The sequence below is a fragment of the Saccharopolyspora sp. NPDC045839 genome (assembly GCF_056431645.1).
In genome coordinates this window covers 32628-46297 of the sequence record NZ_JBWKKH010000005.1, presented here as the reverse complement: position 1 = coordinate 46297, position 13670 = coordinate 32628, and the positions used below count along the sequence as shown (strand labels likewise).

At 66.9% G+C, this 13670-nt stretch carries 12 protein-coding genes; 8 read left to right on the top strand and 4 right to left on the bottom strand.

Annotated features, from left to right (window positions below; all coding sequences use genetic code 11):
- Window positions 1–141: 141 nt before the first annotated feature.
- A complete protein-coding gene (locus AC07EQ_RS09100; RefSeq protein ID WP_478387728.1) occupies window positions 142–432 on the bottom strand; it encodes an integrase core domain-containing protein in 291 nt (96 codons plus the stop codon).
- Here AC07EQ_RS09100 and AC07EQ_RS09095 point away from each other — a divergent pair.
- Window positions 316–636 (top strand): hypothetical protein, encoded by a 321-nt coding sequence (locus AC07EQ_RS09095; RefSeq protein WP_478387742.1) that lies wholly within the window; start codon window positions 316–318, stop codon window positions 634–636. The genes AC07EQ_RS09100 and AC07EQ_RS09095 overlap by 117 nt on opposite strands.
- On the opposite strand, the gene AC07EQ_RS09090 is transcribed toward AC07EQ_RS09095, so the two are convergent.
- Window positions 531–869, bottom strand: a complete 339-nt coding sequence (locus tag AC07EQ_RS09090; RefSeq protein WP_478387727.1) for a hypothetical protein — start codon at window positions 867–869, stop codon at window positions 531–533. The two genes, AC07EQ_RS09095 and AC07EQ_RS09090, sit on opposite strands and share 106 nt — an antisense overlap.
- Before the next feature lie 8 nt (window positions 870–877).
- Window positions 878–1210 (bottom strand): hypothetical protein, encoded by a 333-nt coding sequence (locus AC07EQ_RS09085; protein ID WP_478387486.1) that lies wholly within the window; start codon window positions 1208–1210, stop codon window positions 878–880.
- Between the two features lie 246 nt (window positions 1211–1456).
- Between AC07EQ_RS09085 and AC07EQ_RS09080 the strand changes: the two genes are divergently transcribed.
- From AC07EQ_RS09080 to AC07EQ_RS09050, 7 genes are all read left to right on the top strand, one after another.
- Window positions 1457–1633, top strand: a complete 177-nt coding sequence (locus AC07EQ_RS09080; RefSeq protein ID WP_478387485.1) for a hypothetical protein — start codon at window positions 1457–1459, stop codon at window positions 1631–1633.
- Between the two features lie 205 nt (window positions 1634–1838).
- The gene (locus AC07EQ_RS09075) at window positions 1839–3974 is read left to right on the top strand and encodes a TOMM precursor leader peptide-binding protein (protein WP_478387484.1); all 2136 of its coding nucleotides are present in this window, start codon (window positions 1839–1841) and stop codon (window positions 3972–3974) included.
- Entirely contained in the window at window positions 3968–5878 is a 1911-nt protein-coding gene (locus AC07EQ_RS09070) for a TOMM precursor leader peptide-binding protein (RefSeq protein WP_478387483.1), read from the top strand. Before AC07EQ_RS09075 ends, AC07EQ_RS09070 begins: the two co-directional genes overlap by 7 nt.
- 27 nt (window positions 5879–5905) lie before the next feature.
- Entirely contained in the window at window positions 5906–7495 is a 1590-nt protein-coding gene (locus AC07EQ_RS09065) for a nitroreductase family protein (RefSeq protein ID WP_478387482.1), read from the top strand.
- On the top strand, window positions 7495–10182 hold the full coding sequence (locus tag AC07EQ_RS09060; RefSeq protein WP_478387481.1) for a lantibiotic dehydratase: 2688 nt from the start codon (window positions 7495–7497) through the stop codon (window positions 10180–10182). The genes AC07EQ_RS09065 and AC07EQ_RS09060 overlap by 1 nt, the downstream gene beginning before the upstream one ends.
- Window positions 10182–11237, top strand: coding sequence for a lantibiotic dehydratase C-terminal domain-containing protein (locus AC07EQ_RS09055; protein ID WP_478387480.1), 1056 nt, complete (start codon window positions 10182–10184; stop codon window positions 11235–11237). Before AC07EQ_RS09060 ends, AC07EQ_RS09055 begins: the two co-directional genes overlap by 1 nt.
- Before the next feature lie 54 nt (window positions 11238–11291).
- Complete coding sequence (locus AC07EQ_RS09050; protein WP_478387479.1) at window positions 11292–12251, top strand: LLM class flavin-dependent oxidoreductase; 960 nt, start codon at window positions 11292–11294, stop codon at window positions 12249–12251.
- 1246 nt (window positions 12252–13497) lie between these two features.
- Here the strand turns inward: AC07EQ_RS09050 and AC07EQ_RS09045 are convergent.
- The gene (locus AC07EQ_RS09045; RefSeq protein ID WP_478387478.1) at window positions 13498–13638 is read right to left on the bottom strand and encodes a hypothetical protein; all 141 of its coding nucleotides are present in this window, start codon (window positions 13636–13638) and stop codon (window positions 13498–13500) included.
- Window positions 13639–13670 lie beyond the last annotated feature (32 nt).

Genomic DNA, 13670 nt, shown 5'->3' with positions numbered 1-13670 from the left:
GGGCGCGACGTGGGAGTAGACGTCTCTGACCTTGTCGGCGAGGCGGTGGCCCAGGCGCCGTGCTTGTGCGACTTCGGGTATCCCGTCGGTGATGAGCCTGTGGGGTTCCAGAAATCAGCTCCCTATGCCTGACCTGCGACGTTAAGCTATGCGCTCGTACTCGTTGATCAAACCGCCAAGCACCGGTCGACGTTTGATCCGCTCACTGTCGAGGTCTGCAACTGGGTAACTCGGCCGTGGTGGCCGAAGCTCGCGGGCACGGTGCGGCCGGCGCCCGTTGTAGTGTCGGATGTACTCCGTAAGCACTGCACGCAGGTGCCGTTCACCAAAGATCAACAGGCGGTCGGTGAGTTCGGGTCGGACAGTGCGCACGAACCGTTCAGCAAAACGGTTCGCCCGCGGGCAGCGTGGGGGAGTCTTGACGACGCGGATACCTACATCAGCAAGGACCGCATCGAACGACGTGGTGAACTGGCCGGCTCGGTCCCGGACGAGGAATCGGACGTCGGTGATGTCATCGCCGAGGTCCATCAGCAGGTTGCGGACCTGCTGAGTGGTCCACGCCCCGTCTGGGTTTGTGGTCGTGCCCAGCAGGTGCACACACGGCTGCCGACCTCCATCACGAAGAACACGTAGACCCGTTTGAGGGTGACCGCGCAGTCCACGTGAAAGAAGTCGCTCGTCGGCATGGTCGAGGCCTGCATGCGCAGGAACTGCCGCCAGGTCGTATCAGTGTGTCGGAGTGGCGCTGGAGGGATGCGCAATCGGTTGAGAACGCGGTGGATCGTCGAGGCGCTCACTCGATAGCCGAGCTTGAGTAGCTCACCCTGGATCCTCTGGTATCCCCAGGTGTGATTCTCCTTGGCCATGCGCTCGATCAACACGGCGACATCGTCATCGACGGGCGGGCGGCCGATGCGGTGTGGATATTCCACTTCCTGGCAAGCAGGCGACGATGCCGGCGCAGGACCGTGCCTGGCGTGACCAACGGGTTCGCCCGCAGCACCTTCGGCAATAGCCGTATTGGCGCGGCGAAGACCGTCCGGTCGGCCCAGTCCATCCGGGGTTTCGGGTTGGTTCTGCGCAGCACGGCCACCTCGTGACGCAGCACCAGCAGTTCGACGCCGACGAGCGGCCGAGCAACACCAGCCAGCCCACAAGCCGTATGAAGATCAGATAAACCAGACGCAGGGACACGGTTCGCGATCACGCCCTGCCCGGCGAGCGCAGCGATAGCCGCAGGTCGGACCCGCGTGCCAACTTCTGGAACCCCACAGGTGGCACGGCGCCGTAGCGCCGACGACCTCGACGCGCTGGAGAGGGCATTGGAGGCGATGGCGAACGCGGGGGTGGACGCGGAGGCATCGGCGCACGCCGATCTCGACTTCCACCGCGCTGCTCGCCGCCATCGGCAACGAGATGTTCGTGCGGATCCAGATGTTGATGGAACCCCGGGATGGTCGAGCGCGATCTGCTGGTGCACCGGTACCGCCGGGACGACCCGGTACCGAGCCACCGCGCGGTGTTTCGCGCAGTGGCCGGTCAAGACCCGGAGGCCGCGACACTCGCCATGCAGGAGCTCCTGGCCAAGGCCGAGCGCGATCTCAGGGCAATTCGCGGTAGGGAAAGGTGACCGAGCACGAGTGAAGACCGCAGCCAGCCGCCGGACGCTCGACCGGCGTCGCTCCGCGCGGTTCAGGTCCGCAACCCGCTCAAGGGTCGCGTCGGCCGGCTGCGGGCCGCGGCGTCGAACCGCTCGCAATGGTTGCTTTTGTTGACGTCCACGTTAGACTGCCCCAGGCGGGTGAAGATCAACTGCTCGACTGGGGAGTCGCCGGATGAACGAGGAATCGACACCGGAGGCGGGCAGCGCGGAATCGTCCAGAGGGGATGCATGGTCCGGTCTGCGACCGCGGCTGCGGCAAGATGTCATCTTCGCCGAATCCGACGATGGGATCTACCTGCAACGACCGGGTGACCAGTTCGTCCTCAAGGGCCGCTCGGTGTATCGCTGGATGGCGTTGCTGGCGCCGCGGTTGACCGGTGAGCACACGGTTGAGCAACTGTCGTCCGATCTTCCCGACCGTCACCGGACGACGCTCGTCAACCTGATCAAGGTGCTCGCCGAGCGCGGTTACGTGCACGATGAGCGGGCCGCGGATGCCGCGCAGATATCTCCCGAGGTGCGGGCGGCGTTCGGGCGGCAGATCGACTACGTGGCGCATTTCGCGCACCCGGGGGAAGCGAATTTCAACGCCTTTCGCGAGTCCCGGATCCTCCTCATCGGTGCCGCGGGCCTCGTATCCGCAACGGGTGTGGGCCTGCTGCGCAACGGCGCGGCGCACGTCGACATCGGCCCTTGCGGGCCCAGCACCGGTGCGCTGGGCGAGCTCACCGCAGAGGCCGAGCAGCTGCGAGAGAGCGGATGTTCCTGTGCCGTGCGGGAAAGGTCGCAGGACGAACTCGATCCCGACGAGCTCGCTGAGTACGATCTGATCATCGGTGCCGGGGCTGACGTCCGGGAGCTCCTGCGCATCAACGAGATCGCGCTCGGTGGCGGTCCGATGCTGCTGCCGCTGCTGGTCCTCGGCACTCGAGCCGTGGCCGGTCCCTGGGTGAGGCCAGGCGCGGAGCCGTGTTGGCGGTGCGCGCTCCTGCGGCAGTCCAGTGCACGATCGCCCGCGGACAGTGTTGAGCTATGGCGCGCAGCAGCGCTCGGCGGGCGATGCGGTGCGGAGAGCTGCCCACCCCACCTCGCCCGGATGTTGGGTTCGATGCTGGCCTTCGACGTTTTCCGGCTCCGCACCGGTGTCTTCCGGCCGGAGACCGAGCGCGCGATCACCGTCCAGAACCTGGACACTGCGGAATCCGAGCGCGAAGTCCTGCTGCCGCACCCGCTCTGCCGATCCTGCGATCCGGGACGGGAGGGCAAGGAATCCGTCGAATCGACGGACCCGAACATCGACGCGCTGTTCGGTGAGCACGGCGGAATCCTGAGTTGCTACCGGGACGCGGCGCTGGCGCAGTCGCCCGTGCGGACCGGACGTGTCGTGCTCACGTCCGTGGACGGCCCCAACACTGGGCACCGGGAGATCACGGCGTTCGACCTCGACACGCTGGAAAGCGCACGTGATCGGGCCATCCGGATAGCCGTGAGCTGTTACGCCGAAGAAGTTGCGGGCCGGGGGAGAACGGACTTCGTCCCTTCGGCGGAACAATTCGAATGCATCTCCGCACGCCAATTATCCATCTACAGTGGATTCTCGTCGGAAGGCGACGGCCGACGGGTGCCGGGGCAGTCGATGGTGGACGGCAGATCGTGCTGGCTGCCGGTCGCGGCGGCGTATCCGCTGAGCCGGCGCAATCACGCGATGTCGGTCGAGCGGACATCGGCGGGTGCTGCCTGCGGTGCCTCGTTCGACGAAGCGGCGGCGGCGGGCCTCTTGTCAGCCCTGGGTTTCGCCGGCCTGCGTGCTGCCCTTCGCGGCGAGCAGCCCGCCGGGGAAGTCGAGCTCAGCGGCGACGATGACGACCTGGGTTTCCTGGTGCGCGTTGCTCGCCAGTTCCCGCGTACGATCCGCGTGCTCGACCTGCCGGGTTCCGCCCCAGCCTTCGCATGCGTCGTGGTGGCCGACGACGAGAACGATCGTCCGATGTGGACACTTGACGTCGGGTACTCGCGAATAGACGCCGTCGTTGCGGGGTTGCGCGACGTCGTAGGAACCCTCGGCGAGAAATCCGGCCCGCCTGTCGACCGAGGGAATCCGGTGTTGCCAGATCTCGACATTCGCGACCTGGCCGTCGCTTCGCAAGCCGCTCCGGCCCGCGATTCGACAACGCAGCCGGAGATCCTGGACCGGCTCCGCGTGCAGGGGCTCGACGCCATCGCCGTAGACACCACGCCGCCCGACATCCGGGATGTCGGGTTGGTGACCGTCCGAGTCCTGCTGGGCGATCAAGAGCGCCGATGCTGACCGGACAGGCGCACGATCCCGAACGAGATCGAGCATGGCTGGAGACAGCGTTGCTGGAGGTGCTGTCGTCGAGCGCGGTTCGCCCGCATGTCCGGCTCCTCGGCTATTCCGGTGCGATCCAGGTGATGGTGAAGCCGCCGGACGAAGAGGGAGGCTACACAGCGGTTTCGCTGACACCGGCAGAGGTGTTCGTCGGCCCGGTGGTCCGTCCGCGCGGAACGGGCGGGCCGTGCGGGCAGTGCTTCGCGCTCCGGTGGCAGAGACTCCGCAGCGCCGAGTTCCGCGACGTTCTGGAGGCCGATCGCGAGGTGCACGCCGTCGGACCGAACCCGTACCTCACGCCGTTCCTGGTGGAAACGATCTCCGCAATGTGCGAGCAGCTCGCGCGGTCCGTTGCGAAGAGCCTGCAGATGTCGGAGGTCTACGAGATCAAGGCCGACACGCTCGAGGTCCGGCGGCACGAGCTGCTGGCCGACCCGTCGTGCCCCCGGTGTTCCGCTGCGCCGAAGCCGGGTCCATCGGTTATCGAGCTGCGGAGCAGGCCGAAACCGGCGAACGACGCCGACCGGATCGTGGCGGCCAGCGATCTGCTGCGAAACCGGAACGCGCTGGTCAACCCGGCGTGCGGAATGCTGGGCCGGGCGGTCCGACCGGACCACTCGCACACCACGACCGCGCCTGCCACGGGCCACTTCCTGGTCCGCGACGCGCGGGATCTGTTCCCCGTGCACTGGAGCGGGCACGCCGACAGCTACGAGAACAGTTCTGCCCTCGCCCTGTGCGAAGGGGTGGAGCGGTATGCGGGCTTGGCGTGCGGTGACGTGCCGACCGCGGTGCACGACTGCTACACCAACGTGGCGGACACGGCGATCGACCCGGCGCGGTGCGGCCTGTACGACGAAGATTGGCACCACGGATCGCGGGAGGTTTTCGTCCCGTACCGGCCCGACCTGGAGATCCACTGGGTGTGGGGGTATTCCCTGACCGGCGAACGCCCGGTACTCGTTCCCAAGCAGCTTGCCTACTACCGGGCCGACGGCTCCGACGCCGTCTTCGTCAAGGAGTCCTCGAACGGCTGCGCCAGCGGGAGCTGCCTGGAAGAAGCGATCCTGCATGGCATCTTCGAGGTCGCGGAACGAGATGCCTTCTTGTTGGCCTGGTACGGGGCGGCGCCGCTACCCGAGATCGACCCGGATACCTGCCGGGACGTGGCGACCCGGTGCCTGCTGGAGCGGGTTCGCCGCCGCGGCTACGAAGTTCGCACCTTCGACGCCCGGATCGACCTGGACCTGCCCGTGGTCGTCGCGGTGGCGCGGCATCGAGACCACGCGCGGCTCGGGGCGCTGAGCATCTCGGCTGCCGCGCATCTCGACCCGGAACGCGCCCTGGCCTCGGCGTTGCGCGAGGTCGCCTCGTCCGTCGCGGACCTCTCCGAACGCACCGCGGCCGCGCAGGACCGGATTCGCGCCATGGCGCAGGACTTCTCAGGGGTGACCGGACTGGCGGACCACGCCGCGCTGTTCGGGCTGCCGGAGATGTCGCGGCACGCTGACTTCCTCCTCTCGAACGAGGTGCGGCGGCCGATCGACGAGGTCTACGCCGACTGGCACGCGACGCGGCCGCGGAATTCGGACCTGACCGCCGACATCCGGTTCTGCCTCGACCACCTCGCAGCAGCGGGCTTCGACGTGATCGCCGTCGACCAGACCACACCGGAAGGAGAACGGCTTGGCATCAACACCGTTCGCGTCCTCGTGCCTGGCCTGATCCCCATCGATTTCGGGTGGTCCACGCAGCGCGCGCTCCGGATGCCGCGCATGGTCGAGGCGTTCCGGAAGGCGGGTTGGCGCGACACCGACCTCGATCCGGCGGACCTGCACCGCGTGCCCCACCCCTTCATGTAGTCGAGAGCCTGACAGCGAGGAGGGTTCGTGAGCGTCGTCGCCCAGTACCTGGATGACGTGCTGCACCGCGCGCCGATGTTCCCGGACGGGTTCGAACCGGACTGGGGGGACCATCCGTGGCAGCACAAGGTGTACGACCGCGCTCCACGGTTCGCATTGCCGGCTCCGCGGTCGCACCGGCTCGGCTCGTTGGGCAGGGCGCTCTTCACCGAGCCCTCCGACGTGCCGGGGAGCTGGACCACCGGTCTGCTGTCGACCATGCTGCAGTACTCCTACGGGCTGGTCGGCCGTCGGCTGAGGATCACGGGAAATCCGCAGCAGTACGGGCAAATCCCTTATCCCAGCGCGGTCTGGGCACGCGGCAGCGCGGCAGGTGGTGGGCTGTACCCGTGCGAGATCTACTGGGTCCGCGGGACGAGCGGCTCCGGCCTGCCGGGGATCTACCACTACTCGCCACCGCACCACGCGATGAATCGGATAGCGCTCGGTGACGCGACCCATCAGGTGTGGGAAGCGGTCGCCGACCGTTCCGCGGACGCGGGCGAGTACCTGCTCGTGACTGTCAAGTTGTGGAAGAACTCGTTCAAATACGCCGACTTCTGCTACCACTCCGTCACGATGGACGTGGGCTGCCTGCTGGCGACTTGGCACTCCCTCGCAGCGGCCAACGGGGTGGCGCTGCGACCGCGGATGTGGTTCGCGGAAACAGCACTCGACAAGCTGCTCGGACTGGATCCGGCAGCGGAGAGCGTGTTCGCCGTGGTGCCGATGCCGGTCGAACCCGAGCAACAGGCGCCGAAGAGCGCGCCTGAAGTACGCGCGCCCGAAGTGGAGCGGTCGAAGAGCGTGGTTCGCTGGCCCAGGGTGGAGCGGGTTCATCGCGCGGCCTTGATCGAAGAGCGGGCACCGGAGTCGAAAGTCCTCGACGCAGCTGCGGTGGAGTCAACACCTCAGGCTGCGGCCAGGCTCGCGTTGCCGGGTGTCGACCACGAGCGGCTCGACGTCGATCTGGCGGCCGTGCTCCAAAACAGGAAGTCCAGCTTCGGGCGGTTCGCCGCGAGCCCGCCGTTGCGCCACACCCACCTGGCCGCGCTGCTCGCGGTGGCCGATCGGCATCTGGAGCTGCACCCGGAGCTTCGTTCGCCCGGTTCTCGGATGACTCGGATCGTCACCGTCGCCCAGCACGTGGACACCATCCCACCCGGTGTGTACGACTACATCGCGGCCGACCACTCGCTGTGCGGGCGGGGAGCCGCATCGGGTTTCCAGCAGTACTACGCCTTGTCCAACTACAACCTCGAGCAAGCCGCCGCGTTGCTGGCGATCGTGGCGCGCCCGCACCCGTTCATCGAGGCAGGCGGAGCGCGTGCCTACCGGTTGCTGAACGCCGAAATCGGCGCAGTGGCGCAGAACATCTACCTGGCCGCCGCGGCACTGGGCGTTGGCTGCGGTGCGGTCCTCGGGTTCGACAACGCGGCACTGGCATCCGGCATCGGGCTGTCCGGAACCGACAGCTGGCCGATGTTGCTTCTGATGGTCGGCCACGAACGGGCAGGTGAAGCCGACCTGTCCAGCTCGCTGATCGGCCCCGACCGTGCCAGCGAGGTGAACCTCTGATGCCGGCAAGCTCACCGCCCTACGCGTTCACACCGTCGCCCTACTTCCTCGTCCGGGTAGCCGGATTGTCCACCCAGGACGTCGAACCGCTGAACTCGTCGCGTTCAACCGAATGGCTGGACCACGTCCTCGACTTGGAACAGCGCTTGGAGAGCACCAAGGCTGATTTGGCCGAGGCGCTGGGTTCCGCGGTTGCCGGAGCGGACGGAGCAGGCCGGCGCCGTCGATTGCTGGCCCTGCGACGAGATGTGCACAACCTGCGGCTTCCCGCCCGGGATCGCGTCGTGGACGTGGCTGACATGCTGGAGTCCGGTGTCCGGAACCAGTTGAGCTCCTGGGTTTCGCTTCGCGAGGAATACGAACGTGTGCTGACCGGTGGAACTGATGTGGTGTGCGAGGACCTCCGTAGGGCTCGGCAGCATCTTCGCCGAATCGGTGGTGACCCGCGACTGCGACAAGGGATCCAACTCGGTGCGCCGCTGCTGGAACGTGTGCTCCCGCGGTATCTCGACGCGTCGGTCGACGAGCCGTTGCCCAAGCGGCTGCGCGGCGCCGAACGCTCCCTGGTGAACTACGTGTACCGATCGGCGTTCAAGACGAGCCCGTTCAGCACCTTCACGAGGGTCTGCCTCGGCCGCTTCGTCGACGGAGGCGAGGTCCTCGCCCTGGACGTCGATGCAACGGAATTCCAGAACAGCGTGGCGTTCAACCTCGTGGGACTCGGTTCCGTCACCCAGGCCATGATGCTGTCGGACGAGCTTCGCCGGGCCTTACCGGTGCGGCTCACGCCGGGGTGGCGGGTCGACGGCGCCAGGATTGGTTATGTCCGCCGGCAGTACGGGTACAACTCCGATCCCACTGCCCCCACCGTGGGGCTGCTGGAGGAGGTCGAGTTCTCGGTGCCCCGCGGTGAGGTGCTGGACGAGATCATCGGAATCGTCCCGCAGGAAACCGGGATCACACTGGCGGCGTTGACGGAGCGGTTGCACCTGGCGGATCCGGCGGGACGTCCGCGAGATCGGCTCGCGGCATACGCCGATCGACTGCTCGAACTGGGGCTGCTCGTCTCGGCCGAGCTGCGGCTCGATCCGTGCTCGCCCGACCCCGCCAAGGACTTCGCCCACCGCATCGGGAAGCTGCGTTCGGCACGGGCCGCCGAACTGCGCGAGCGGATCGAGCGCCTCGCGGCGTGCGCCAAGCAGTACGAATCGGCGACCTCGGCGCAGCGCACCGAGCTCGCGGCGGAGGCGAACGACCACGCCCGCCAGGCGCAACGCGAACTGGGCCGGGCGAGACCGGGCGAGCTCCGCACGGTGTTCTACGAGGACAGCGTCTCGACCGAAGTCGCCACCGCCGGAAACGACTGGTGGAAAGCGGAGCTGCTGCCCCAACTCGAACGCCTCACCACCGTGCTACCGGCATTCGATCCGCTGGTCCTGGACCGCGTCCTGGCCAAGGGATATTTTCGCGATCGGCACGGGCGTGGTGGTCGTTGCGACGACATCACGGGGTTCGCCCATGAGTTCCAACGACGGTGTTCGAGCTGGATGGCGTCCTACCGGAAACGCGACGTCGCCGATGCGGATGGCACCAGTCCGTTCTCCCATCACGAGCTGGCCTCCCTGCGGAGCGCACGTGGCGCATTCGCCGCGGAACTGGGTGCGCGGTGCCGGGATCTGTCGGACGGGAACTCCGAGGTGTGCGTCGACGACGATCTGCTGAACCGCGTCCGCGAGTCGCTTGCGGACGTGATGCCCAGCGTGCTGCCGGCGAGCTACTTCCTGCAGCTGGCCCGGCGCGACGATGATTGGCTCGCCGCGCTGAACTTCGCCTACACCGGTTTGGGCATGCCGATCGGCAGGTTCAGCTACCCGCTGGAGCGTGCGACCGGCCACCGGGTGGCCGACCGGTTGCGTGAGCACGCCGAGGGGCTGCAGCCCGATTCGGCGGTGTTCGCGGAGCTCACCGGCGGCTACGACGCGTCCAATTTGAGCTGGCACGCCCCGCTGACGCCGTACCAGGTCGTCGGGCCCGCCGAGATCAGCTTCCGTCCACCCGAGGAGCAGCTGCCGATCGACGACCTGGTCTTGGTCGATGATCCGGATGTCGACGAGCTGCGGCTGCACTCGAGGCGTTTGGGGCTGCGCGTCATCCCCGTGTACCTCGGTTCACTGATGCCGGTGGCGCTCCCGGAGGTGCAGCGCACGTTGCTCGCGCTGTCCTGCACGATGATGCCGAACCTGAACTTCCGGCAATGGACGACGCGCCGCCGAACCGGTGGGCTGGAGGAACACCCTCGGGTTCGTTACCACAACGTCGTCCTGCAACGGCGCGGGTGGTCGGTGCCGCCCGAAGGGCTGCCCGAGTGGGACCGCGAGCTCGCGGACTGGTTGTTGGACTGGCGCCGGTGGTGGCGCGAGCACCGGTTGCCGCCGCAGCTGTTCTACTCCGTGCCGACGCGGGTCGGCGGGTCACGAGCCCGAGTCGCCGAAAAACCCCAGTACGTCAGTGCGGACAGCGTGCTGTCCATGATGTCGTTCGCCCACGACGTCCGCACGGCGACTGACCCGGTGTGGATGACGGAAATGCTTCCGGTGCAGGACGAATCGTGGCTGACCGACGGCGAGAACGGCTACGTCGGAGAGCTGTGCATCGAGGTCACCGGGATGCGGAAGGGAACGGCGTGATGGGCACGACTCCACTGAATTGCGACCGCTGCTCGCCGAGTGAGCTGAAGCCGGGCGACTGGCTCTCGGCGCACATCTACTACGCGTACGATCGCACGCCTTTGTTGACCCAGTGCGTCGCGCAGTTGGCGACGAGGCTGCGCCGGGACGGGCTGATCTCGGGCTACTTCTTCGTGCGCCACTGGCTGGAAGGCTCGCATCTGCGCCTGCGGGTCCGCCCCGACTTCGAAAGGCTGGCCGAGGTGTGCGAGATCGTCGAAACCGAAGTCCGCGGGTTTCTCGACCGCGAGCCGTCGGTCTACGCGCCCGAACGGGACCTGAGTGACGATCAGTACCAACAGCGGTTCCTGCTGGAATTCTCGCCGGAGCAGTGGGTGCGGCGATACGGTGCCGATGGCCGCATGCCGCAGAACGAGTACAACACGCTCGACTACTTCGAGTATGTGCCCGAGGTGGAACGCTACGGCGGACCTCGCGGGTTGGAACTCGCGGAATGGCATGCGGAACGGTCGAGCGACGTGGTTGTGGAGCTGCTCCGATCGAACAACGTGCACGTTCGCAGCGTGCTGCTCGGGCTCGCCACCCAGCTGATGCTGGCGATGGCGTACGCGTTCATGGGCAGCCCGGAGCGCACCGCGAACTTCTTCGCGGACTACCTGAAGTCGTGGGAGGGGATGTTCGGTTCCGAGTACGAGCGGTACGAGCAGGCCTATCAGGACATGTCGGCTCGGCTGAGGTCGCGGGTGTACCTGATCCACGCCGCAGTCGCTGACGGTCAGTCGGGAAACCTGCCGGAGTTCGTGCGGGACTGGTTGCGGCACAGCGCCGATCTGCGGGACCGCCTGGCGTGCGCGGCCGACGACGGGTTGCTGAGCTGCCCGGCAACAGGGCACGGCGTCCAGTCGTCGGCGGGCGGTGACGGGGAGCGCGCGCTCTCGCACCTCGCGCGGAGTTATGTCCACATGACGAACAACCGGCTCGGTGTTTCGGTGGCTTCGGAGAACTACCTGTCGTACGTGTTGCGCCGAGCGATCGAGGAGTGCTTTCCCGGCTGAGCGAGGGCGCGGCCAGGTGTGCACATGGGACGGAGAATCGGGAAGGGGTGGGCGATGACCTCCTACTCGGCGCTTCTGCCGCAGTGGCCGCTGCGCCCGAATCAGGTCCTGCCGTACGCAGCGCTGGCCCAGCGGTCGGGTGGACGCCTGTGGCTGGGGCAAACACCGGTGGGCGACCCGTACCAGGCGTTCGTGTTCGCCGCGGCCAACGGCTTTCGCACTCCGGTGGGGACCGGCGTCTCGGTGATGCCGTACCGGCACCCCTACGAAGCCGCGCTGCAAGCGCAGTCGGCGGCCGTGCTGCTCGGCCACTCGGTCGTGGCGGGGTTTGGGCCGGGGGCGGCGGACGTGCAACGGGCCGTGCTCGGAGCGCCGTACCGGAGCCCGTTGACGGCGACCCGCGAGTACCTGACGATCGTACGGCAGCTGATCCGGACGGGTAGTTCCGACGTTGCCGGCGAGTATTTCCACTGCCGGGCCGTACTCCCTCACGTCGTGCATCCGGAGATCCAACTCGGCCTCGGTGTGCTCCGTCCGAGAATGGCGCGATTGGCCGGTGAACTGGCTGATGTCGCGATCACCTGGCTGACCCCCGCCTCCTACATCCGCGAAGTTCTGCTGCCCGAGCTGCGCGCGGGAGCGGCAGCGGCCGATCGTACGGCACCACGGGTCGTCGCGATGGTGCCGGTGGCGTTGGCAGGCGACGCCCGTGATGCGGTGGAGTTGGCATTAGCGAGCAATGGCGTGCACCTGGCATTGCCGCACTACACCGAGATGCTGCGCCGTGCCGGAATCGACACAGATCCCGATGAACCGCGGAAGGGTGCTGCCGGGCTCGTCGAGGGTGGCGCTTTCGTGTTCGGCGATCGGACCGAAATACTCGACCGTTTGGCGGAATTCGTCATCGCCGGTGTGGACGAGGTGGTGCTGAACGTAACGGGGGTATACCTCCGACTCGGCAACAAGGCCGCGTTGGCCGAGATGGAGGGCCTCCTGCGCATGGTGGCGATGTGACGCCCATGTGTCCAGCGGTTTTTGCTATGCGTTGCGTTGGGTCAATTGCACTTCGCGGGAACATTGACACCCTGATGTGAGGCCCGGTAGCCTAAATAGGAATCCACCATAAATCGATTGGAGATTCCCCATGCTTTCTGACGAGCTGGGCGCACTCGAAGCGGAGTCCTTCGAAGTTGTCGACATTGAGGAACCCGCTCGGCTGTTGGCTGGTACGACGGTTACCAGTCCGTCGACCTGCGCTGTTCCGACGGGTGGCTCCCCGCAGGGAATCGTTGACGCGGGATAGGGAACGACCTGGCGTGTGCTGAGGACGGTCCGATTGGGCCGTCTTCAGCGGCGTCTCGTGGGAATCCATTCGCAAGACATGCGCCGTTGAGCGATTCCTCCGGCGCAGTTCGTCGGGGTGTCAGTTCGGCTGAATCGGCGTGGTGGGCCACGAAGTCCCCGCGCGGACATCCTGTCCACTTCGTCGCGTCCAACCCACCGGGTCCAGCTCCTCGGTACGCGGGTCGTGCTGGGGAGTCGTGGCGACCGGCTGCACGCCGATCGCGGGCCCTGACGGTTCGTTCGGTGACATTACGCGGGAGGGAAGGCGGACGCAGCCTGCGCCCTGCGGCGCCGACGTCCCGATGGGACGGTGGCCGCTTCGGCCGTCGCCGCCGCCGTGCGCCATCGCTTCAGATCCGGTGGCGACCGCGGAGCTCCGGTCGGGTTCGGTGGTGAATACCGGTGTGCGTGCCGAAAACTACGTCCATGCAGTTCAGGCGGCATGTTGGTATTCGTGGATGACCCCCCGCCGAGAGGGTCGCGGTCACGGATGAGGACCCTGACCTGCGCGAGGTTTCCGGCGTCCTCGAGGTCCATGAGCAGGTTGCGGATGGCTTGTGTCACCCAGGCATTTGTGGGTGCGCGGTGGTTCCGAGGATGTGGACGCGTCGGTTGGCGTGATGAAGTCCATGGCCAGGATGGCCTCGGCTTGGGAGCGTAGGAAGCTGGCCCAGGTGATGGTCGTCCGTTGCGGAGACGGATCGACGCCACTGATTTTGAGGATTTCCCAGACCGTCGAGGGAACGATCTTGATACCGAGGAGGGCGAGTTCGCCGTGGATTCGCCTGTATCCCCAGGAGGGTTCTCGGCTGTTAGGTGCAGGACGAGGCATTGGATCGAGGCGAGAGTGCGTGGACGGCCCCGGTCCTCGGTTCATGCTGGCGCGGGCGTGGCGGTGTTTCACCAAGTCACGATGTCACTGCAGCACTGTGGAGGAGCGCTGCGAAGAATGCTCTGTCCTGCCGCAGTCGTGGCGTTGGTCGCCGAGTTGTCGCTGCAGGACGGTGAGTTGATGGCGTAGGGCCAGGATCTCGACGTCCTTCTCGTGGTCAGTCATCGGCAAGAGTCGTAGCGTGGCGAAGGCGTGGG